The sequence below is a fragment of the Streptosporangium sp. NPDC000239 genome (genome assembly GCF_040300765.1).
Lineage (GTDB): Bacteria > Actinomycetota > Actinomycetes > Streptosporangiales > Streptosporangiaceae > Streptosporangium.
Genome location: NZ_JBEPEI010000001.1, coordinates 954,838 through 976,567 on the forward strand (window position 1 = coordinate 954,838; position 21,730 = coordinate 976,567).

Sequence of the window (21,730 nt, forward strand, 5' to 3'; positions counted from 1 at the left end):
TCAGGCGGGTCCGCCGATCCTGCGCCATCTGCGGCCCGCCGTACCGGGCTCGGGTGGCAGGATGACCCCGCGGCTGCGGTAGACCACGAACGGCCGCCACAGGTACCACAGCGGGAAGCTCCAGGCGTGGACCAGGCGGCTGAACGGCCAGACCGCCCACAGGACCCAGGCGGCCGTCGCGTGCAGCCGGTAGACCGCGGGCGCGTTCGCCACGGCGGCGACGTCGGGCGAGCCGGTGAACAGGCCGCGGAACCACGGGGCCACGGTGAGCCGGTAGTTGTATCCCGGCCCCAGCAGGTTCCACCAGATGGTGGGCACGACCCCGGTGATCACGATGACCAGCAGCAGCACCAGGGCGACGTAGTCGATCTTCGCCGTCGTGGCCCTGACCCGCCGGACGAGCATCCTGCGGCCGGCGAGGATGACGATGCCGACCACCACCACGACCGCGGCCAGCCCGCCGCCGACGGCGGAGAACCACCGGTAGACCTCCTCGGGAATCCCGAGGGCGTGGGTGAAGGAGGCCGGGACGAGAATGCCCATGACGTGCCCGAGGATCGCGGCGAACGCCCCGTAGTGGAACAGCGGCGCCCCCCATTTGAGCAGCCGGCGTTCGAGGAGCTCGGTCGAGTAGCAGTCCCAGCCGAACCTGTCGTAGCGCCACCGCCACACGTGACCGACCACGAAGACGGTCATCGCGACGTAGGGCAGCACGACCCACCAGAACACGTCCAGGGCGCCGGTGCCGTTCATCGTGCCTCCTGTCCGCCGGTCAGGCCGGAGAGGTACTCCGGGGGCGCGAACGGTTCGAGCCCGACCTCCTCACTGGGCGGGCCGCTCTCCCACAGCGCCCGCACCGCCCTCAGCTCCGCGCGCCGCAGCCCGGGAAGCAGCGCGCAGACCGCCTCGACGACATGCGTGTACGGCGTGCCCGCCGCCTCAAGCGACCGCCTGAGCAGGTCGAGGTCGGCACGGCGGCGGCGCAGCAGCGCCATCCCCTCCGGGTGGAGGGCGGCGAACTCAAGCACGAGCGGCAGGAAGTCGGGCAGCTCCTCCTCGCAGGGCAGCAGCCCCGCCCGCCGGTAGGCGGCCTTGTAGGCGAGCATCGCCATCCCGCGCCCGCGCGTGTCGCCGTGCCGGTGGTAACTCAGGTAGAGGGCGCAGCGGTGACGCAGGTCGAAGGTCTCCACGTAGTGCCCGACCACCTCACCGGGCGGTTCGGTCCGCAGCCAGGCCAGGAAGGTGGCGAACCTCGCCCGCGCGGCCCTGGGCGTGGCACGGGCGGCCTCGTCGAGCCGGTCGGTCCCCTCGAACAGGGCGGGTCGAGGGTACTGCAGCAGCACCGAGGCCAGCTTGCACGCCGTCTCGGCCGCGTTCACGTCGCCTCCCCCTGAGCCTCGGGGAACTGGGCCTCGGGGAACTGGGCGCCGGGGAACAGCCGCGACGGGTCGCCGGTGCCGTCCCAGCCGAGCAGGTTGGCGTGCAGCCGCCCGTCCTGCCCGCGGAAGACGGGCGCCTCCCCGGCCGGGGCGGAAGGCGGTCCGTGGCCGCCCATGCCGGGCCCGCCCTCACCGTCGAGGCTGCAGAACAGCTCCTGGTGCTGAGCGCTCAGCGCCCCGGCCTCCTCGGCGTGGACCTGCGGGATGACGTAGCGGTCCTCGTACTTGGCGATCGCCAGCAGCCGGTACAGGTCGTCCACGTCGTCGGGGGTCATGCCGACCGAGTGCGGCACCTCCTCCCCGGGGTCCCTGCCGAGCTGTACGGCCCGCATGACCGCCCTGACCGCGGCGAGCCTGCGCAGCACCAGGCGCACGGTCTCCGTCCTGCCCGCGGTGAAGAGGTTGGCCAGATACTCGACGGGCACCCGCAGCGCGTCGATGGCGGCGAAGACCCGGTCGGGGTCGGCCGGGTCGTAGCCCTCGGCGTGCGCGACGTCGGCGACCGGCGACAACGGCGGGATGTACCAGACCATGGGCAGCGTGCGGAACTCGGGATGCAGCGGCAGCGCCACCCGGTGCCGTACGGCCAGCGCGTGCACCGGGGAACGCACGGCCGCCTCGATCCAGTCGTCCGGGATGCCGCAGCGCGCGGCCTCCGCCCTGACGTGCGGGTCACCCGGGTCGAGGAACACCGACAGCTGCGCCTCGTAGAGGTCCTGCGGGTCCGGCGTCGAGGCGGCGGCGAGCACCGCGTCGGCGTCGTAGAGCAGCAGCCCGAGATAGCGCAGCCGTCCCACGCACGTCTCCGAGCAGATCGTGGGCTGGCCCGACTCGATCCTGGGGAAGCAGAACGTGCACTTCTCGGCCTTGCCGGTCCTGTAGTTGAAGTACACCTTCTTGTACGGGCAGCCGGAGACGCAGAAGCGCCAGCCCCGGCACCGGTTCTGGTCGACCAGGACGATGCCGTCCTCCTGCCGCTTGTACATCGCCCCCGACGGGCACGAGGCCACGCACGAGGGGTTCAGGCAGTGCTCGCAGATGCGCGGCAGGTAGAACATGAAGACCTGCTCGAACTCCATCCGCACCCGCTCCTGGAGCCCTTCGAGGTCGGGGTCGCCCGGGGCGTGCTCGGGCGCGCCCGCCAGGTCGTCGTCGAAGTTGCTGCCCCACCGGATGCGCATGTCCTCACCGGTGAGGGTGGAGACGGAGTGCGCGCTGGGGTTGACCGTGCCCAGCGGCGCGTCGATGACGGTGCGGTAGTCGTAGGTCCACGGCTCGCCGTAGTCGTCGATCGTGGGCAGGTCGGGGTTGTAGAACATCTCCAGCAGGCGGCGCAGCCTGCCGCCCGCCCTGAGGGTGAGCCGCCCCTTTCCGTCCAGTTTCCAGCCGCCCCGCCACTGCCGCTGGTCCTCGTACCGCCTGGGGTAGCCGACCCCCGGCTTGGTCTCGACGTTGTTGAAGTAGACGTACTCCAGGCCCGGCCGGTTGGTCCAGACCTGCTTGCAGGTGACCGAGCAGGTGTGACAGCCGATGCACTTGTCGAGGTTCATCACCATCGCGACCTGCGCCATGACGCGCATCAGAACCGCACCTCCTGTGACCGCCTGCGGATGACGACGAACTCGTCCCGCTGGAACCCCGACGGGCCGTAGTAGTTGAAGGCGAACGTGAGCTGGCCGTACCCGCCGATCATGTGGGTGGGTTTGACGATCACCCTGGTCAGCGAGTTGTCCGCGCCTCCGGGCCAGCCGGAGATCTCCGAGTGGGGGGTCATCAGGTTGCGGTCCTTGGCGTGGTACATGAAGACCGTCCCCTCCGGCATCCGGTGGGTGACCACGGCACGGCAGGCGACCACGCCGTTGCGGTTGTAGGCCTCGATCCAGTCGTTGTCGGCGACCCCGATCCGCTCGGCGTCCTGACGGCTCATCCAGATGACCGGGCCGCCGCGGAACAGCCGCAGCATGTGCAGGTTGTCCTGGTACTCGGAGTGGATCGACCACTTGGAGTGCGGGGTGAGGTAGCGCACCGTCACCTCGGGGCGGCCGTCCTCGCCCAGCCCCTGGGAGCCGAACAGCCGGGCGTAGTTGAGCGGCGGACGGTAGTTCGGCAGCATCTCGCCGTACTCGGCGAGCCAGTCGTGGTCGAGGAGGAAGTGCATGCGCCCGGTCAGCGTGTGCCACGGTTTGCGGCGCTCGACGTTCATCGTGAACGGCGAGTAGCGCCGCCCGCCGTTCTCCAGGCCGGACCACTCGGGGGAGGCGAACACGGTCCTGGGCTGGACCTGGGTGTCGGTGAAGCTGATCCGCCGTCCCGCGTTCTCCTCGGCCAGGTCGGCGAAGCTCACCCCGGTGCGCTCGCCCAGCGCCCGCCACCCCTGGACGCCGACCTGCCCGTTGGTGCTGCAGGAGAGCGCCATGATGGCCTCGGCCATGTTCACGTCGCGTGCCAGCGAGGGACGGCCGTCGCCGGGTCCGCCGCGCACCAGGCCGTTGTCGCGACCGAGCTGACCGACGGCGGCAGAGGGCACCCAGGAGATGCCCTTGCACGCGGTGCCGAGGGTGTCGACGAGCGGGCCGAGCGCCGCCATCTTGCCGGCCACGGCGCCGTAGTCCCGTTCGATCGTGACCAGCTTCGGCATCGTCACACCCGGTACGGGCTCGCACTGCCCCGCCTTCCAGTCGAGCACCCTGCCGCCCGGCTGGGCCAGCTCGTCCGGGGTGTCGTGGGCCAGCGGCGAGGCCACCACGTCGGTGCGGGTGCCCAGGTGCACGGCACCGAGCCGGGACACCTCCTCGGCGATCGTCATGAACGCCTCGAAGTCGCTGCGCGCCTCCCAGGGCGGGGCGATGGCCGGGTTGAAGGAGTGGATGAACGGATGCATGTCCGTGGTGGACAGGTCGTACTTCTCGTACCAGGTCGCCGCGGGCAGCACCACGTCCGAGTAGGTGCAGGTGCCGGTCATCCGGAAGTCGATCGTGACGAGCAGGTCGAGCTTGCCGCGCGGTGCCTCCGCGCGCCAGGTCACCTCCGCGGGCCGTACGGCGGGCGGTGACTCCTCGGCCCTGACCGCGTCGACGGTGCCGAGCAGGTGCCGCATGAAGTACTCCATGCCCTTGCCCGAGGAGCCGAACAGGTTGGCCCGCCAGGCGATCAGGACACGCGGGAAGTTGCGCGGGTCGTCGGGGTCCTCGGCGGCGAAGCGCAGCCGTCCCGCCTTCAACTCCGCCACGACGTGGTCGGCGACGGGCCGTCCCGCCCGCGCGGCCTCGTCGGCGAGGTCGAGCGGGTTGCGGTCGAAGGCGGGGGCCGCGGAGGTCCAGCCGAGCCGCTGGGCCTGCACCACGCAGTCGGCGAAGGAGCGGCCCTCGAACAGCCCGGGCCCGAGCGGGCTGGACAGCTCTCCCGCGCCGAACAGCTCGTAGCGCCACTGGTCGGTGTGCAGGTACCAGTACGGCGTCGCGGCCGTCTGCCGGGCGGGCCGCTGCCAGTCGAGCGCGAAGGCGAGCTGCGACCAGCCGGTGAGCGGGCGGATCTTCTCCTGCCCGACGTAGTGGGCCCAGCCGCCGCCGTTGACCCCCTGGCAGCCGCACAGCATGATCAGCGTGAGGAAGGCCCGGTAGGTCTGGTCGGAGTTGCACCACTGGTTGGTGCCGCCGCCCATGCAGATCATCGACCGGCCCCGGGAGACCTCCGCGTTGCGGGCGAACTCCCTGGCCACCCGGGTCGCCGCGGCGGCGGGCACCGAGGTGATCGCCTCCTGCCAGGCGGGGGTGAACGGCTCGGGGTCGTCGTAGCCCGCGGGCCACCGACCGGGCAGGCCGTCGCGCCGTACGGCGTAGTGCGCCATCACCAGGTCGAAGACCGTCGTGACCAGGTGGCCGCCGACCCGCGTCACCGGGACCCCCCGGCGCACGCTCGTGCCGCCCTCGGTCGCCCCGGTGTCGAAGCGGGGCAGGTCGACGGCGAGCGCGTCGGTGTGCCTGCCGTACAGGGTCAGCAGGGGGTCGACCCCGCCCAGGCCGAGGTTCCAGCGGCCCTTTCCCTCCTCGCCGAAGCGGAAGCCGAGCGAGCCGTTGGGCACCTTCGGCGCGCCGTCCGCCGCGTCGAGCAGCACCTGCTTGTGCGCGGCGCCCTCACCGGTCTCGCCGATGTCGGCGGCGGTCAGGAAACGGCCGGGCACGTGGGCGTCACCGCGTTCGGTCAGCGTCACCAGCAGCGGCAGGTCGGTGTAGGACTTGACGTAGTCGGTGAAGTAGGGCACCTGGCGGTCGCGGAAGAACTCCGAGAGCACGACGTGCCCCATGGCCATGGCCAGCGCGCCGTCGGTGCCGGGACGGGCCGCCAGCCAGTCGTCGGCGAACTTGGTGTGGTCGGAGTAGTCGGGGGAGACCACGACGACCTTCTGCCCCCGGTACCGCGCCTCGGTCATGAAGTGCGCGTCCGGGGTGCGGGTGATGGGCAGGTTCGTCCCCCAGACCATCAGGTAGGAGGAGTTCCACCAGTCACCGGACTCGGGCACGTCCGTCTGGTCGCCGAAGACCTGCGGCGAGGCGATCGGCAGGTCGGCGTACCAGTCGTAGAACGACAGGATGGTGCCGCCGATCAGCGAGAGGAAGCGCGTCCCGGCCGTGTAGGACACCAGCGACATCCCCGGGATGGGGGAGAAGCCCGCCACCCGGTCGGGACCGTACTCCTTGATGGTGTGCACGTGTGCGGCGGCGATCAGCTCGCTCACCTCGGGCCAGGTCGAGCGGACGAACCCGCCCTTGCCCCGCGCCTGCTTGTACCGGGCGGCCCGTTCGGGGTCGCCGGTGATCTCCGCCCAGGCCAGGACCGGGTCGCCGAGCCGCTCGCGCTCCTGCCGCCACATCTCCAGCAGGGGCCCCCGCACGTACGGGTGGCGCACCCGGGAGGGGGAGTAGGTGTACCAGGAGAACGCCGCGCCCCTCGGGCAGCCGCGTGGCTCGTACTCGGGGGAGTCCGTCCCGGTCGAGGGGTAGTCGGTCTGCTGGGTCTCCCAGGTGATGATCCCGTCCTTGACGTAGACCTTCCAGGAGCACGATCCGGTGCAGTTCACCCCGTGGGTCGAACGCACCACCTTGTCGTGGCGCCAGCGCTCGCGGTAGAACTCCTCGGCGCCCCGGCCGTCGACGTGGTACAGGTCGTGCCGATCCCGCGAGGGCGTACCCGTGGTGAAGAACTGCGCGGCGCGCAGCAGCGCCTCGGCGGGCTTGCCGCCGGGCGGTGGAGGCGGGGAAACCGCCGGTTCTGCCATAAGATCACCCCGATTTAATACGGTATGCCGGAAAGGCAATACCGCTTGATTCTTTGGGTGAAATATGGCGATTAAATTGCTTTAATGGATTTAAGGGGAGATGTTTGGCTTCGGGTTGCTGACCAGGGGAAACGCCGGTTTCCTGGAGGGTGGTTGGCCCTTCCGTGGCCGGTTCCCGCGCTGCGGGTTTGCGTTTCCCGCCGGAAGAATTGGCGGCCTCGTTGAGGAGAAACGGGTGTGGGGGCCGCGATCGGGGAAACGGGAGGGCGGGGCGCACGCCCTCCCGTGGGTCGGGTCCGGGCTAGCGGACCTGGACGTCGACGCAGTTGTAGAAGGCGTTCACGGTGTCGGCGACGTTCCAGACGGCCAGGATCTTGTGGCGGCCGCCGGGAAGCCCGCTGATGGTGTGCGAGATGTTCGACGGCGGCTGGGTGTTGCCCTGGTTGAAGGTCTTGAACAGGGCGCCGTCGACGTAGTACTGCCAGGTGCTGGTGCGGTGGGCGGCGGTCAGCCGCCACTGGAAGGTGACCGTGCTGGAGACGGCCGTCGCGGGCCAGCCCTTGCCCTCGTTGTCAAGGACACGCCATCCGCTGCCGCCGCTGCACAGCCTCGAGCCCTTGGGGGCCTCGACGCTCTGCGGCTCGTACTCGAGTCCACCGCATCCGCTGACCCGCCTGCTGGCGCACATGTCCTGCCTGCTGGGCGGGGAGGTGATCCAGCCGTGGGCGCTGGCCGGGGCCGCGGTGGTGAGAACCACCGTCAGCGGTACGGCCAGCAACACGGACAGGGCGGTGATCAGGCGCTGCCTGATACTCATTGGGGCTCCTTTCAGCCGACGCGCCCGGGGGGTTGTGGCGCGCGCCGTCGGTGCCGTTGGGGGGTGTACGGCGTCACCGGGGGCGGTGACGCCGTCGGCAGCATAACTCGATCCGTGCCTAACTGTTAAGATTCTTGTCAGTTAATTTTGCCTGTTGCCCACTTGCCGGACCCTTCCTGGCGGCCGGTTCCGGAACGGTGCCAGGCCCGTCGAGCCGGTGCCCGGCACCGTTCCGCGCACCGTCCTGTCAGGTGCCGGTCAGGACCGGGGGCACCGAGACCGCGGGGGTTCCCTCCCGGTTGTGCCCGGCGGCCCACGAGGTCAGCGCCGTACGGCAGGCGTGGTCCAGATGCCGCAACCCGGACAGTTCCAGCTCGATGTGCCGGTCACGAGGCAGCGCCTCCAGGGTGTCGAGCATCTTGGGCAGCCGCAGGAAGGTGGCGTTGCCGCTGAGCGTGACCCTGATCGGCCCGTCCGGGGTCTCCTCATCCACCTCCAGATGGATGTGCGAGGTCTCCCAGGCGGTCTTGACCACCGCCATGAGCAACCCGATCAGCACCCCCTCGAACAGGTTGAGGGCGACGACCGCGACCGCGGTGCACACCAGGACCACCGCCTCGCCCCGGTGCCGCCGCCACAGCGAGAGCAGCTGCGTGGTCGGGATGAGCTTCCAGCCGGTGTGCACCAGGACGCCCGCGAGCGCGGCCAGCGGGATGACCTCAAGCGCCGCGGGCAGCAGGGCGGCGAACAGCAGCAGCCACAGCCCGTGCAGCACGCGGGACACCTTGGTCCGCGCGCCCGCCCGCACGTTGGCCGAACTGCGCACGATCACCGCCGTCATCGGCAGCGCGCCGAGCGCCCCGCAGACGGCGTTGCCCACTCCCTGGGCCATCAGCTCCTTGTCGTAGTCGGTGCGGGGGCCGTCGTGCATACGGTCGACGGCCGCCGCGCTGAACAGGCTCTCGGCGGAGGAGATCAGGGTGAACGCCACGACGGTGCCGAGGAAGCCGAGCTCGGCGAGCGGTGCCAGATCGTCGAGGCCGGGCGGCCTGATCGCGCCGAGCAGGCCGTTCACCTCAAGCCTGGCCACCGGCAGGCCGAGGAGCGCGACGGCGGCGGTGGCCAGCGCGACCGCGGCGAGCGGCGCGGGGACCATCCGGGCCCGCGCGGGCAGCCGCGGCCACAGCGCCAGCAGCACGACGGTGCCCGTGCCGACGGCGACGGCGGCCAGGACACCGGGTGAGGTGAGGGAGCTCGCGGCCAGCGCGGGCAGGCCCGCCAGCTTGCCGAGACCGGAGCCGGGGGCGGCGACGCCGGCCATCGCGTACAGCTGCCCGGCGATGATGGTCAGCCCGATCCCGGCGAGCATCCCCTCGACGACGGCGATGGAGATGGCACGGAACCAGCGGCCGAACCGCAGCGCCCCGAGCAGCAGTTGCAGGAGCCCGGCCGCCAGGACGAGCGTGCCGAGGGCGGGCAGGCCGTAGAGCCGTACGGCCTCGAAGACCAGGACGGTCAGGCCCGCGGCCGGGCCGCTGACCTGCAGGCTGCTGCCGGGCAGCAGTCCGGTGACCAGGCCGCCGACGATGCCGGTGATCAGCCCGAGCTCGGCGGGCACACCCGAGGCGACGGCGACGCCGACGCACAGCGGCAGGGCGACGAGGAAGACGACGACGGAGGCGGCGACGTCGCCACGCAGGGTCGAGGTTCTCAGCATGGTGGTCACCGTCACAGGGGCAGGAACGTGTCGTGGCCGGGACGGTGGGCGAACACCATGCCCGTGTGCACCTCGTAGAACCAGCCGTGCAGCCGCATCCGGCCCTCCTCGATCCGCCGCCGCACGGCGGGGTAGGCGTGCAGCCGGTCCAGCTGGGCCAGGATGTGCTGCTTCGTCGCCGACCCGAGGTCGGTCCGCTCGTCGCCGAGGGAGTCGGCGGCGTGGGCCAGCCAGCCGCCCATGGCGGGGACGGCGGCCAGGTCGTCGCGGCGGACCACGGCGCCGACCGCGGCGCAGTGCGAGTGACCGCAGACCACGATGTCGCCGATGTCCAGGGCCTCGACCGCGAACTCGATGGTGGCGGCCTCGCCGGAGGGGCGGTCGAGGTCGTAGCGGGGCACGATGCCGCCCGCGGTGCGCAGCTCGAACAGCTCACCGGGGCGCGCGCCGGTGATCAGGGACGGGACGACACGGGAGTCGGAGCAGGTGATGAAGAGCGCGAGCGGGGCCTGACCGGCGGCGTGCCGGTCGAGCCGCTCCCCGGCGACGGCGGCGCGGGCGGGGAAGGAACGGGCGTGCTCGATGAATGCGTGCATGCGAAAGCCCTTCGGACAGTCGTTGCTTCGGACACGTCGGTGAAGCGGAGGTGGTCGTGAGGACCGGGGAGCCGGGCGTGCCCGAGGGCACGCGGGACACGCGGACGTCCGGTGCTCGCGACCGGCGGCGCGGGCCCGTGGGCCGGCTCACTCGCCCGGCCTGGGGGAGGGCCGGGCTCGCTCCCGAGGCGCCTCCGGCCGGTCAGGCGCGGAGGGCGGCAGGGGAGGACGGGCGAGGGGCGGTTACCGCCTTCCTCGCAGGGGGGATTGAGCGGTGCGCGTCGCACCGCGGCGCCGTCTCACGCGGCCCCGGCTCGCGCCTCACACGTCCGCCCGTCCAGCGGGGCGGTGGCGGGGAAGGAGGCCGAAGCGGGCACCCGGGAGACGGCGGGCCCTGTCAGCAGCGGAACACCTGCAGCCGGGACTGTGAGGGAGCCGCGACGGCCGTTTCGCGCCGCCCGGCTCCGGGACGTGAGAGAGACCGCGCCGACGTCTCCGGAGAAGGGAGCGCCGTCGTCGTGTGCTGACCCGGACCGCGCAGCGGGGACAGGCACTGCGGCCCGCCCGCCCATCGCGCGGGCGCCTGGTGACGGCAGCCACGGGTGGGCAGGTCGGTGCCGCCGTGGTCGGGGTTCGGCTCGGCCTCCCGGCCCGGGCCTCTCGGAGTCGCCGAGACTCCCGGGGCGGAGGCGGAGGCGGCCCTGACGGTCCGCGCCGTGCCACCCGTGCCGCCCGAGGTGAAGATCGTCATGAAGGCGGAGACGGCGCTCGGCGGCGCCGTCCTGCGGTCGCCGTCAGGAGCGACGACGACGTTCGTCAACAGGAAGGCGGTCACCACGGCCATGATCCAGGCCGGCACGTGACGCGCCACGACAAACCTCCATGACATTAGCGTTATCGTCGCTGAGACGACTTTCACCGCAAATGCTAATCGACAGAACGGGCCGTTCCCACGATTCATCGCAGGCATAATTCCGTGACCGGCTGGTTACGCTGGGCGTAACTATGAATGTCCGGGATGTGCGCGCAAAGCGGGATCGGGGTGGAGAAGTGAAGGGCTGTCCGGGATAAAAGACGAGGTCTGCTCATCTATGCGGCCTCTCCGGGGTTCGGGCCCCGCCGGGAGGGCGCCGCGTTTCCCCGGGGGATGGCGGCCGTTCCCTCTTTGCCGCCGCCTATTTCCACGGCGTTTCCCACCGTCCGGCGCCTCTTTCCTCGGTGTGGCGGGTGTCGTGTGACGGAAATCACACGATATACCACCCCAAAAAGGCGCAGGTATATAGCGATTAGCCAGCACTTATGGCCTTTTAGGTCCCTATCAAGGGGGAAGCGTGTAAAGGGGTATTTGGTGTTTTTGTCAGACGCTTCCCGGGGTCACCCGCGGGCAGAGGCCGTCCCCGGCGGGCCGGCGAAGGTCGAAAGTGTCGGCGTCGCTGGCTAGTGTCCCCAGCCGTGGAGCACTGGGACGAGATCAGGAAACTGATCGAGGAAAGACGCGCCGACCGGCTCGCCGGGCGGATCACGACGCTGGGCGCCGAGGCCCGCAAGGAGGTCGCGGCCCGGCTGCCCGGCCTGCTGAAGGAGCTGCGGGGCCGCTCCGACCGGTGGGACGACTCCCTGGTCCGCCACGGCACCGCGCTGCGGGTCGCGGGCGCGGGCACCCTCGGCGGCGCCGCGGCCGTCGCGTCCTGGCTGTACCGGCGCGACTTCGCCCCGCAGTGGGCGGGTCCCGACAACGACGTGCACCTCGTCCTGGCGGTGATCGCCGACCGCCCCGCCGCCTGGCGCGCCGACCTTGCCCGGCGGCTCGCGTTGCGCACCCGCACCCCCGACGACCGGGGAATGACACTCGCCCTGACCCTGCTGCGCGAGACCGGCGTCGAGCCTCCGCCGCACGACCCGCTGGTCGCGGGCTGGGTGAGCCGCAGGCCCACGCGCCTGGCCGCCGACCCGCTGCTCGGTCACCTGCTGCCCAGGTTGTTCGAGGCCCAGGGGGCAGGCCGGGCCCTGCGGGGCGAGAAGGAGCCGGACAGGGGCTGGCTGGCCGCCCTGTCCGGGCTGGCGGAGACGGGCAGGGTGCGGCGCGAGACCCTGGTCGAGGGCTGCCTGCGCCGCTTCCTGCTCGGCGGGACCGCCACCGACCTGCGCTTCTTCATCCACCTGCACGAGGCGCTCGACCCCTCGCCCGAGGAGGTCGCCTCCCACACGCGCGACTACCTGCGCCTGCTGGCCGTCTCCCCCGGCCCGGTCGCCACACTGGCCGTACGGCGCCTGCGCGGGCACGATCTCACCGCGGACGACCTCGCCGAGGCGTGGGACTGCCTGCTGTTCCGCCAGGAACGGGTCCTGGTGCGCGCCGGACTGTCATGGCTCGACCGTTCCGTACGGCGTGACCCCGCCCTGGCCGGGGTGGCGGCCGCGCCGCTGGCCAGGGCCTTCGCCGCGGAGTCCGTGGAGCTCCAGGCCAGGGCCGTCGAGCTGGCCCTCGCGCACGCGGGCGCCATGGGTGCGCAGGGACGCTCCCGCGTGCGCGAGTCGGCGGCCCTGCTCGCCCCCCACCTCGCCGACCGGGCCGCCGCCGTCTTCGAGGAGGGCCACGGCACCGGTACGGCTCCGCGTCCCGGGCCCGTGTTCGCTCCGCCGCCGCTGCCCGAGCCCGCGGAGGGTTCCCCCATCCTGCCGCCCCCGCCCGCCTCGGCCGAGGAGCTGGCCGAGCTGCTGGAGCGGCGGGACGACTCCTGGCAGTCGTGGGAACGGCTGCTGGCCGGGTTCGTCACCCTCGCCGTCCGCGACCGGGTGGCGCTGACGGCCGCGCTGCGCCCCTGGCTGCTCGGCGAGCCCGCCTGGCCGTACCGGGAGGAGACCTGGGAGCGGACGGACCAGTGGCTCTGGGGAGCCGTCCGCTCCCTGAGCACGACCGGCTCGGGCCGGGGCGCCTGGCGGACCCTCATGCCGTCGAAGGATCTGGCCGCCCCGTACGTCCTGCTGCTGCACCGCGCGGCCGAGGTCCTGCGCGCGGTCGAGGAGGACACCCTGCCGCCGGTACTGCTGGCCACGCCGACCCACGAGACCGGGCACGTGGCGGCGGCCGAGCTGGTCGGGCGGATGGAGGTCGTCGAGGCGGCCGGGGCGCGGCCGCTCGCCGCCGACCTGCAGCAGGCGCTGCTTCGGCTGCCGCGCGTCCCCGACCCCGAGGCGGCGGAGCGGGCGGCCCGGCTGACGTCGGCCGCGGGCGAGATCCTCGCCGGGTGGATCCGCCCCGGGGGCACTGCCGGGGCCGCCACAGGGGCCGCCGTCGAGGCCGAGGTCGAACTCGGCTGGACGACGGAGAACGAGGGCGGGCGGGACGGCACACGCCCGGTCCCGGTGATCACCGCCCCGCCGACCGGCCTGCCACTGGTCGACCTGATGTTCCGCGCCCCCGGGCACGGCGCCGGGGCCGGGCACTCCGGCTGGTGGCCCTCGACCCTGCCCTCGCACCGCGAGGTGGCCGCCGCGCACCTCGTGCCCTACACGCTCAGGCGTTCCTGGGGCGCCCCGGCCGCCGGGCCGGAGCAGATCCGTGACCTCGTCAGGGCGGAGGGACCCGCCGGAGCGGCGTTCTCCGCGGTGCTCGCCCGCTTCCTCGCCGACCCGCGGGCACCGGAGGCGGTCGACGCGCTCGTCGAGGCCGCCGCCCGGGACGGGCTGCCCACCGGTGAGATCGGCCGTCAGATCGGGTTCCTGGTGACCGCGGGCGAGGTCAGGGTGACCGACGTGGCCGCCGCGCTCGACACGGCGGCCAGACGGGGCGCCCACGAGAGCGTGTGGCGGATCGCCGCCGCCGCGCTGCCCGCACTGCTTCCCGCCCTCGGCGAGCGTCCGCGCAACGGGCTGGCCGGGTTCGTCATGCTCGCCGCCACGGTCGCCGGGTGGTGCGGCGCGCGCGGCGAGATCCCCCAGGTGCGCGACATGGCGGCACGCAAGGGCGGCAGCGGGCTGCTCCGCGAGGTCCGGGCGCTGCACGACCTGCTCACCGGCGGCACCGCCAAGAAAGGATGATCATGGAATCCGGATACTGGCGCTCCCGTCACGAGGAGGGGCACGGCATGCGGGCCGCCGTCGGCGACCTCGTCCGCGCCGCGGCGGAGCCCGGCTGGTCACGGCTCACCGTCCGGCACGCCCAGGTCGGCACGCGCACGAGGACCACCGTCCTGCGCGACGGCCACGAGATCACCGTCGAAGGGCTCGCCGAAGACCTCGCGGGGCCGTTCAGGCGGCTGCGTGAGCTGTCACACCGGGCGGGGGAGGGCACCTGGTTCACCTGCGAGCTGTCCTTCTCCCCGGGCGGCAGGGGCTACACCGGCCACGTCGACTCCCGGGCTCAGCCGTTCGAGGGCGTGCCCGCGACGGCGGCGCTGACGGAGCTGACCCTGTTCCCCCGCGACGAACCGCCGGACTGGCTGCTGGCCGCGCTGCCGACCGCCGCGCCCCTCGGGCTCACCGTCGCCCACGGCGGAGACCACGGGCGCCGCAGCCCCGGCGAGCCCCCGCCGCCCTCCCTGCCGGTCACCGGCGAGCTGTCCTACCTCCCCGAGGCCACCATGACCGCCCGCTCCTTCGAGCACACCTGGGAGTACGGCCAGCCGACGGTCTTCCTGCGGGAGCGTCCCGGAGACCGGCAGGCCGGGCATCTGCTGGTCTCCCGGCACCGGGACACCTTCTGGATGGCGCGTCACGGCATGCGCGGCAGCGGCGAGGGGCTGCGCGCGGTCACGCTGGACGGCCGGGTGCTCCGGTTCGAGCTGTCCCCCAGGACGGCCGACACCCTGGAGACCGAGACCGTCTTCGAGATCAGCCTCGACCTGCCACAGGAGACCGTCGGCGAGATGCGCGCCGCCCTGTCCGGCATCCTGCGGGCCGTCACCCGGGCGCCGGAGCTCACCGGACTGTGATCCTCAGGGCGCCCCCCGCTCCAGATACTGCAGCACCGCGGCCACCCGCCGGTCGGTGCGGTCGCTCGGCGCCAGGTCCAGCTTGGCGAAGATGTTGCGGATGTGCTTGTGCACCGCGCCCTCGGTGACCACCAGCCGCTCGGCGATGGCCGTGTTGCCCAGTCCCTCCGCCATGAGCGCCAGCACGTCCAGCTCACGCGGGCTGAGCCGGTCGAGCCGCCTGCCGGGGCGACTGTGCGACAGCAGCTGTGCGACCACCTCCGGGTCGATGGCCGTCCCGCCGCCCGCCACGCGGCGCAGGGCCGTCATGAACTCCTCGACCCGCCCCACCCGCTCCTTGAGCAGATAGCCGAGGCGGGAGCTGCCGTGGATCAGCAGGTCGGTGGCGAAGGCCTGCTCGACGTAGGCCGACAGCACCAGCACGGCCAGGTCCGGCCTGCGGCGCCTGGCCTCGACGGCGGCGACGATGCCCTCGTCGGTGTGGGTCGGCGGCATGCGCACGTCGACGACGGCCACGTCCGGCTCGTGGGTGTCGACGGCGTCGAGGAAGGCCTTCGGGCCGTCCACGGCGGCCACCACGTCGAGCGACTCGGCGCGCAGCAGCAGCGCGAGGCCCTCGCGCAGCAGGGGGTCGTCCTCGGCGATCACGATCCGCATGGCAGGCTCACCTTCAGCGTGGTCGGTCCCCCCGGGGGGCTGGTCATCATGAACGTCCCGTCGTGGGCCTCGGCCCGGCGGCGGATGCCGACGAGCCCGGACCCGGCGCGCTCGTCGGCGCCGCCGTGACCGTCGTCGGTGATCTGGACGAGCAGCCGGTCGCGCCGCAGGCTCAGGGCGACGGAGACACGGCCCGCCCCGCTGTGCCTGGCGACGTTGGTCAGCGCCTCGGCCACCGTGAAGTAGGCGGTGGCCTCGACCGAGGCGGCGCACCTGCCCGGCAGGTCGGCGGTGACCGTACAGGGCACCGGGCAGGCGGCGGCGAGTCCGGACAGGGCGTCGGCCAGGCTCCTGTCCTCAAGGACCGGCGGCAGGATGGTGCGCACCACGGCGCGCAGCTCGGCCAGGGCCTGCTCGGCGGCGCCCTGGGCGCGTTCGAGGATCTCCCCGGCGCTCGCGGGGTCGCGGGCCACCGCCCGGCGGGCGGCGCCGAGCAGGACGGTGACGGCCACGATCCGGTTCTGGGTGCCGTCGTGCAGGGAACGCTCGATCCGCCGCAGCTCGGCGGCGTGCGCGTCCAGCGCCGCGGCCCGGGTCGCGGTGAGGTGCGCGACCCGCAGGGCGAGGTCGCCGCCGGGAGGCGCGCTCAGCAATCGCCGTCCCGGCCAGGACTGCAGCCGCTCCAGGCCCGGGATGACCAGCAACGAGAGCGCGGTCCAGCCGACGGCGAACACGCACACCGCCAGCGCGCTGCGCTGGTCGCCGACCCGCCAGAGGTTCAACGCCGCGTCCTCCGCCTCACCCGGCGGCAGCAGCCGCCACCACAGCGGGAAGGTGAGGTCGCGCACCGCGGCGAGCGGCAGCGACATGGCGACCACACCGGTCAGCAACCCCAGCGTCGAGTGGCAGACGACCCAGCCCAGCTCTCCCCGGACACCTGGGTCGGCCAGGGCGGCGCGCAGCCCCGGAGGCGGCGGCCCGGGGCCGACCAGCTCGGGATCCCGCTGCGACAGCCGGACCCGTTCCCGGTCGGCGACGACGCGCAGCCCGCGCAGCGCGACGGGCGCCATCGGCAGCCCGACCCCGACCAGGCACAGCAGCGCGACCACGGCGAGCCAGAGCAGCGCGGTCAACGCCAGGATCCCGGTCCCCACCCCGCCGACGAGGTGATCGAGCGCGTCGACGGTGGCGCGGGACCGGGAGAGCAGGCCTTCCAGGCGCGTACGGCGGGCCGTCACGGGAGGCCTCCTGGAACACGGCCCGCCGGGACACGGCTCGGGTGGGCCGTCGCCGGGTCACCGGGCGCCAGCACGGCCCGTCATATCCTCGTCCGCCTTCTCGTCCCGTCTCTTCGGCCACGCCCGGTGATCCGTCACCGGGATCTTGCGAACCTACATGTCATGATTTAACCAGTCGGCCACGGCGGCCGGGGCTCCATCGCGACCGGTTACCCCGGACGACGGGTCAGGGGACGAGGGAGACCTCGGGGAAGCGGGCGTCGGGGGCCTCGAACAGGGTGGTCGCCTTCCTCCGCAGGTGCAGGTCGAAGAAGGCCGCGACGTAGGCCCGCTGGGCGGCGACGGACCGGACCGGGTCGATCGTGCCGACGAAGTCGGCGACGGGCACCTTCGGCACCGTCTCCGCGATCTTCGGCAGCAACGCCTGCAGGTCGGTGAACGAGCCGTGCGCCGCCCCCTTGAACCGGAGCTCCCGCTTCCAGCCGGTCGAGGCGTCCCAGAAGGACTTCCAGCTCGGCTCGCTCGCCCGGGTGTGCGCCTCGGCCGCCAACTGCATGAACGGCTTGGCGACGCCGCTGTCCGCGACCCCGCCGACGTAGCCGCCGTCGAGGTTGACGCCCGCGTCCACACGTGGGTCGTCGTGGACGAGCTGCGCCGCGACCGACCCGCCGAGGGACTGGCCGAGCGCCCCGACCCGGGACAGGTCGGGGGCGCCGCGAAGCCCCGCGGGCTCCCCCGCGCCGAGGGCGTCGCCGCGTCCCAGGGCGGCGATCCGGCCGAGGACGAACCGCATGTCCGCCAGACGGGCCCGCGAGTGCCGGTCGAGCAGCTTGGCGATGACGCGCGGGGTCAGCTTCGAGGGCAGCGGCAGCGCGCGCACGACCCGCCCGCCGGGGAACTCCACCTGGTCGGCCTCATAGGTGTGGTCGACGGTGACGACCAGATAGCCGCGGGAGGCCAGGTCCTCGACGAGGGAGGTGCCGAGGGTGCGCGGCCCGCCGTCCCCGGAACCGAAGAGCACGACGGGCAGCCTGCCCGCGCCGCGGTCGACCGGCGCGCCGGGGCGGGCGTGGGTCGGGGTGGCGGCCCAGTTCACCGCGCCCGCCGGAACGCCCATGGGCGGCGCGGAGTGCCGGTCCCAGTCGGCCGCGGCCAGGGGAGCCATGTGGGGGGCCGTGCGCGGGTTCCCGCCGGTGCCCCTGGCCGGGTACCACAGGCTGACCATCAGCTCCCGGTAGGGCTTCGACCTGACCAGCGGGTCGGGGCGGGACCGGTCGACCAGGCGCACGGCGAAGGTGCCGACGGGGTACGGCCCGCCGGGCGCGGGCAGCGTCATCGTGACGGGGGCACCGTCCGAGGCGTGCGCGGCAGGGACGGCGGAGGCGGCGACGGGCGCAGAGAAGGGCGCGGAGAGGGGCACAGAGAGGGGCGCGGAGACAGGAGCGGCGAGGGGAGCCGCGGCGACCGCGGTCAGCGCCAGACCGGCGACCGCCGAGGCGATCGTGCCGAGGGACATGTGGGACTCCTTACGAGTGGTGGATTCCTGCGCCGACGAGGCTGGCAGCGGGACACGGCCCCGGGCCAGCGGCATACGGCTGATCCACACCTACGACTTCCGGCTGAGGTGCCCGGACGCTCCTCCCTGAGAAGGATGGGGGGAGAACCAGCAGGACAAGTAGGGTGAGCGGCATGAAAAGAGGCGACCGCCCGGTGGCCTGGCTCACGGATCCGATCCGATGGCCGTCCCTGGCCGCCGACGCGCTGCCGGCCGCCGTGATCTTTCTCGTCACGCTCGGACCCGGCCAGGTGCTCTCCCGGGGAGAGCCGTGGACGTTGTTGCTCCAGGTGGCCCTGACGGCGCCGCTGCTGTGGCGGCGTCGCGCGCCGCTGACGGTCTTCTGCGCGGTCGGCGCCGCCGCCGCGATCCAGTGGGCCGCCGGCGTGCAGCTTCCCGCCGACGTCGCACTGCTGGTCGCCCTCTACACGGTCGTCGCCCACCGTCCGTGGCGGTGGGCGCTCACGGCCGCCCTCGTCCTGGAGGCCGGGGTGGTGCTGGCCGCGGCGCGGTGGGCGCCACCGGGCCAGTTCCCGTTCTCGGTGGCCGCGCTGACCGCGATGGCCGCCGTCGCCGTCACCACGGGTCTGTGGGCGCGGGCCCGGCGGGCGTACGTCGCCTCGCTGGAACACGACCGTGAACAGCGGGCCAGGCTCGCGGTCGCCGAGGAACGTGCCAGGATGACCCGCGACATGCACGACATCGTCACCCACAACCTGTCGGTCATGGTGGCCCTGGCCGACGGCGCCGCCCACGTACGGCACCGCGCGCCGGAGCGGGCGGCCGACGCGATGGAGCGGATCGCCGGCATCGGAAGGCAGGCGCTTGAGGACATGCGCCGCTCTCTCGGTGCCGGCGAACCCGGGGCGGGCGAGTTCGGCGCCGGCCCCGCCGAGCGGGCGGACGCCTCGCGCCACCCGGCGCCCGGGATCGACCAGCTGGGCCCCCTGGCCGACCGGATGCGCGCGGCCGGGCTGCCGACCAGCCTGCGGGTCGCCGGAGACCCCGGGACGATCCCTGCCGCCGCCCAGCTCACCGTCTACCGGCTGACCCAGGAGGCGCTGACGAACACGCTCAGGCACGCGCCGGGCGCGACGGCGGAGGTCCGCGTCCGGCTGACGCCTCGGCGCGCCGAGGTGGAGATCGTCGACGACGGCCGCCCCGGACGGGCGGCGGACGGGACGCCGGGGCGGGGCCTGACCGGGATGCGCGAACGGGTCGCCGCCTACGACGGGACCCTGCACGCGGGACCGGTGCCCGGCGGCGGCTGGCGGGTGGCGGCCGACCTGAACCTGACAGGGGAGAGAGGACCGTGACGATCCGGTTGCTGATCGCCGACGACGAGTCACTGCTGCGGATGGCCTTCCGGATGGTGTTCGAGGCCGAGCCGGACATGGAGGTGGCCGGGGAGGCGGGCGAGGGCGAGGAGGCCGTCAGGATGACCCGGCGGCTGCGCCCCGACGTGGTGCTGATGGACGTTCGCATGCCCGGTCTCGACGGGATCGAGGCCACCCGGAGGATCGTCAGGGACTGCCCACGCTCACGTGTGCTCATCCTGACCACCTTCGACCTGGACGAGTACGCCTTCGCCGGACTGAAGGCAGGGGCGGTCGGCTTCCTGCCGAAGAACACCCGGCCCGCCGAGCTGCTCGGCGCGATCCGCGACGTGGCGGCGGGGGAGGCCGCGCTGTCCCCGAGGGTCACCCGCCGCCTGCTTGAGAGGTTCGCCCCCCAGCTCACACCGTCCGTGTCCGAACGCGACGAGCGGCTCGCGCGGCTGACCTCCCGCGAGTACGAGGTGCTGGTCCAGGTGGCGCGCGGACTGTCCAACGCCGAGGCCGCCGTGGCGCTGAACCTGGCCGAGGCCACCGTGAAGACGCACCTCAGCCACGTTCTGCTGAAACTCGGGCTGCGCAGCCGCGCCCAGGTCGTGGTCTTCGCCTACGAGAGCGGCGTCGTGCGCCCCACGACCCTCCACGACTGACGGCCACCGGTCAGCGCTGCGGCGGCGTCACCCGGGCGCAGGCCAGGTCGGCCGACATCCTGGCCGCGGTCTCGACGAGCGCGGGCAGGACCTTCTCGACCAGGGCGGCAGAGGTGGCGCGGTCGACGTGGGTGGCGACGTTGACGGCGGCGACGACCCGGCCGTCCCGGCCGCGCACCGGGACGGCGATGGACCGCACCCCCTCCTCGAGCTCCTGGTCGACCACGGCGTAGCCGTCAACGGCCGCGCGCCGTACGGCGGCCGCGAACTCGGCCGGGGAGGTGACCGTGTCCCGGGTCAGCGGGCGCAGGGCGATCGAGGCCAGCCGCTCCTGAGGCAGGTCCGCCAGGAGCACCCTGCCCATCGACGTGGCGTACGCGGGGAAGCGGGTGCCGACGACGATGTCCACCCGCATGATCTTCGTCGTGGGTACCCGGGCCACGTAGACGACGTCGTCGCCGTCGAGCACCGCGACCGATGTCGACTCGTGGATCCTGGCCGCCAGGTCCGCCAGGTGCGGCTGGACGATCTCGCCGAAGGAGAGTCCCGAGAGGTGGGCGTATCCGAGCTCCAGGACCCGGGGCAGCAGGACGGAGCGGGAGCCCTCGGTGCGGGCGTATCCCAGCCGCTCCAAGGTCTGCAACACCCGTCCCACGGTGGCCCTCGGCAGAGCGGTCACCCTGGCGACGTCGGCGGGGGACAGCCCGCCGGGGACCGTGCCGAGCGCCACGAGCACGGCCAGGCCACGGGCGAGTGACTGCAGGTAGGCCGCCCCCAGCGCCTCCTTCGCCGGGCGCGAGACGTCCACGGCGGGGGGAGGCGGCACGGGACGGGCGGGCGGCGGGACGGCGGCCAGCGCGGCCTCCATCCGGGCGGCCGTCTCACGCAGCCTGGCCACCGCGTGGGCGCGCAGCCCGGCCATGGTGTGCCTGCTGGTGTGGCTGACCACGCTCAGCGCGCAGAGCGCCTGACCCGCGGCGTCCCTGACGGGGACCGCGACCGCGATCAGACCGGGTTCGACGAGCTGGTCGTCCTCGGCCCACGGCGTGCCCTGGTCGTCGAGGAGGGCCAGGCCCGCCGCGCAGCGGTCCGCGGGCAGCAGGTCCCCGACCCGGAAGGCGACCGAGACGGCGCGCCGCCGGGTGAACTGCCCGAAGAAACGCACCCCGTCCCCGTCGGGCACGGCCAGCGAGACCGACTCGTCCAGCTCGGCGGCGAGCCGTTCGGCGTGCGGGGCGAGGACCTCACGCAGGCCCGCGCAGACGAGGTAGGCCTCACCCAGCTCCATCAGGCGCGGGGCGAGCAGCACCTCGCGCTCCTCCGCCCTGAGGTAGCCCAGGTGGACGAGGGTCGCCAGGACACGGTCGACCGTCGACCTGGCCAGGCCGGTGGCGCGGACCAGGTCGGTCGCGCGTGTCCGCCGCCACGGCTCGGTGGTGAGCGCGCGCAGCACGCCCAGCCCCCGCTCCAGGGTTCCGGCCGGTTCCATTCGGTGTCCCTTCTCGGTCCCTTCTCGTC

At 73.2% G+C, this 21,730-nt stretch carries 16 protein-coding genes; 4 read left to right on the forward strand and 12 right to left on the reverse strand.

Features of this window, described 5'->3' with window-relative positions:
* From narI to ABT340_RS04330, 8 genes are all read right to left on the reverse strand, one after another.
* A complete protein-coding gene (narI, locus tag ABT340_RS04295) occupies positions 1-753 on the reverse strand; it encodes a respiratory nitrate reductase subunit gamma (protein WP_352009192.1) in 753 nt (250 codons plus the stop codon).
* Positions 750-1,379, reverse strand: a complete 630-nt coding sequence (gene narJ / locus ABT340_RS04300) for a nitrate reductase molybdenum cofactor assembly chaperone (RefSeq protein ID WP_352009193.1) — start codon at positions 1,377-1,379, stop codon at positions 750-752. Before narJ ends, narI begins: the two co-directional genes overlap by 4 nt.
* Positions 1,376-3,019 carry a nitrate reductase subunit beta gene (gene narH, locus ABT340_RS04305; RefSeq protein ID WP_352009194.1) on the reverse strand — a complete coding sequence of 548 codons (1,644 nt, stop codon included), beginning with the start codon at positions 3,017-3,019 and terminating at the stop codon, positions 1,376-1,378. Before narH ends, narJ begins: the two co-directional genes overlap by 4 nt.
* Complete coding sequence (locus tag ABT340_RS04310; RefSeq protein WP_352009195.1) at positions 3,019-6,714, reverse strand: nitrate reductase subunit alpha; 3,696 nt, start codon at positions 6,712-6,714, stop codon at positions 3,019-3,021. Before ABT340_RS04310 ends, narH begins: the two co-directional genes overlap by 1 nt.
* A 301-nt stretch (positions 6,715-7,015) precedes the next feature.
* Complete coding sequence (locus ABT340_RS04315) at positions 7,016-7,531, reverse strand: lytic polysaccharide monooxygenase auxiliary activity family 9 protein (RefSeq protein ID WP_352009196.1); 516 nt, start codon at positions 7,529-7,531, stop codon at positions 7,016-7,018.
* A gap of 247 nt (positions 7,532-7,778) precedes the next feature.
* Positions 7,779-9,248, reverse strand: a complete 1,470-nt coding sequence (locus ABT340_RS04320; protein WP_352009197.1) for a SulP family inorganic anion transporter — start codon at positions 9,246-9,248, stop codon at positions 7,779-7,781.
* A gap of 11 nt (positions 9,249-9,259) precedes the next feature.
* Entirely contained in the window at positions 9,260-9,844 is a 585-nt protein-coding gene (locus ABT340_RS04325; protein WP_352009198.1) for a carbonic anhydrase, read from the reverse strand.
* Between the two features lie 397 nt (positions 9,845-10,241).
* Entirely contained in the window at positions 10,242-10,715 is a 474-nt protein-coding gene (locus tag ABT340_RS04330; RefSeq protein ID WP_352009199.1) for a hypothetical protein, read from the reverse strand.
* A gap of 581 nt (positions 10,716-11,296) precedes the next feature.
* Between ABT340_RS04330 and ABT340_RS04335 the strand changes: the two genes are divergently transcribed.
* Both ABT340_RS04335 and ABT340_RS04340 read left to right on the forward strand, forming a co-directional pair.
* On the forward strand, positions 11,297-13,885 hold the full coding sequence (locus tag ABT340_RS04335) for a DUF7824 domain-containing protein (protein ID WP_352009200.1): 2,589 nt from the start codon (positions 11,297-11,299) through the stop codon (positions 13,883-13,885).
* Between the two features lie 2 nt (positions 13,886-13,887).
* A complete protein-coding gene (locus ABT340_RS04340; protein WP_352009201.1) occupies positions 13,888-14,778 on the forward strand; it encodes a hypothetical protein in 891 nt (296 codons plus the stop codon).
* A 3-nt stretch (positions 14,779-14,781) separates the two neighbouring features.
* Here the strand turns inward: ABT340_RS04340 and ABT340_RS04345 are convergent, their stop codons facing one another.
* The 3 genes from ABT340_RS04345 to ABT340_RS04355 form a co-directional block, all read right to left on the reverse strand.
* Entirely contained in the window at positions 14,782-15,435 is a 654-nt protein-coding gene (locus ABT340_RS04345) for a response regulator (protein WP_352009202.1), read from the reverse strand.
* Positions 15,423-16,673, reverse strand: a complete 1,251-nt coding sequence (locus ABT340_RS04350; RefSeq protein WP_352009203.1) for a sensor histidine kinase — start codon at positions 16,671-16,673, stop codon at positions 15,423-15,425. The genes ABT340_RS04345 and ABT340_RS04350 overlap by 13 nt, the downstream gene beginning before the upstream one ends.
* A 226-nt stretch (positions 16,674-16,899) precedes the next feature.
* Positions 16,900-18,189 carry an alpha/beta hydrolase family protein gene (locus ABT340_RS04355; protein ID WP_352009204.1) on the reverse strand — a complete coding sequence of 430 codons (1,290 nt, stop codon included), beginning with the start codon at positions 18,187-18,189 and terminating at the stop codon, positions 16,900-16,902.
* A gap of 173 nt (positions 18,190-18,362) precedes the next feature.
* Here ABT340_RS04355 and ABT340_RS04360 point away from each other — a divergent pair, with 173 nt between their 5' ends.
* Together ABT340_RS04360 and ABT340_RS04365 are read left to right on the forward strand one after the other, a co-directional pair.
* On the forward strand, positions 18,363-19,544 hold the full coding sequence (locus ABT340_RS04360; RefSeq protein ID WP_352009205.1) for a sensor histidine kinase: 1,182 nt from the start codon (positions 18,363-18,365) through the stop codon (positions 19,542-19,544).
* On the forward strand, positions 19,541-20,212 hold the full coding sequence (locus ABT340_RS04365; RefSeq protein ID WP_352009206.1) for a response regulator: 672 nt from the start codon (positions 19,541-19,543) through the stop codon (positions 20,210-20,212). Before ABT340_RS04360 ends, ABT340_RS04365 begins: the two co-directional genes overlap by 4 nt.
* 10 nt (positions 20,213-20,222) lie before the next feature.
* Here the strand turns inward: ABT340_RS04365 and ABT340_RS04370 are convergent, their stop codons facing one another.
* Positions 20,223-21,701 (reverse strand): IclR family transcriptional regulator domain-containing protein, encoded by a 1,479-nt coding sequence (locus tag ABT340_RS04370; RefSeq protein WP_352009207.1) that lies wholly within the window; start codon positions 21,699-21,701, stop codon positions 20,223-20,225.
* Between the last annotated feature and the right edge of the window lie 29 nt (positions 21,702-21,730).

Excerpts from the sequence above, each read along its gene's own strand:
- narI (WP_352009192.1), bottom strand. The coding sequence starts at position 753 with ATGAACGGCACCGGCGCCCTGGACGTGTTCTGGTGGGTCGTGCTGCCC.
- ABT340_RS04325 (WP_352009198.1), bottom strand. The coding sequence starts at position 9,844 with ATGCACGCATTCATCGAGCACGCCCGTTCCTTCCCCGCCCGCGCCGCC.
- ABT340_RS04340 (WP_352009201.1), top strand. The coding sequence starts at position 13,888 with ATGGAATCCGGATACTGGCGCTCCCGTCACGAGGAGGGGCACGGCATG.
- ABT340_RS04370 (WP_352009207.1), bottom strand. The coding sequence starts at position 21,701 with ATGGAACCGGCCGGAACCCTGGAGCGGGGGCTGGGCGTGCTGCGCGCG.
- ABT340_RS04310 (WP_352009195.1), bottom strand. The coding sequence starts at position 6,714 with ATGGCAGAACCGGCGGTTTCCCCGCCTCCACCGCCCGGCGGCAAGCCC.
- ABT340_RS04345 (WP_352009202.1), bottom strand. The coding sequence starts at position 15,435 with ATGCGGATCGTGATCGCCGAGGACGACCCCCTGCTGCGCGAGGGCCTC.
- ABT340_RS04320 (WP_352009197.1), bottom strand. The coding sequence starts at position 9,248 with ATGCTGAGAACCTCGACCCTGCGTGGCGACGTCGCCGCCTCCGTCGTC.
- ABT340_RS04355 (WP_352009204.1), bottom strand. The coding sequence starts at position 18,189 with ATGTCCCTCGGCACGATCGCCTCGGCGGTCGCCGGTCTGGCGCTGACC.
- ABT340_RS04360 (WP_352009205.1), top strand. The coding sequence starts at position 18,363 with ATGAAAAGAGGCGACCGCCCGGTGGCCTGGCTCACGGATCCGATCCGA.
- ABT340_RS04315 (WP_352009196.1), bottom strand. The coding sequence starts at position 7,531 with ATGAGTATCAGGCAGCGCCTGATCACCGCCCTGTCCGTGTTGCTGGCC.
- narH (WP_352009194.1), bottom strand. The coding sequence starts at position 3,019 with ATGCGCGTCATGGCGCAGGTCGCGATGGTGATGAACCTCGACAAGTGC.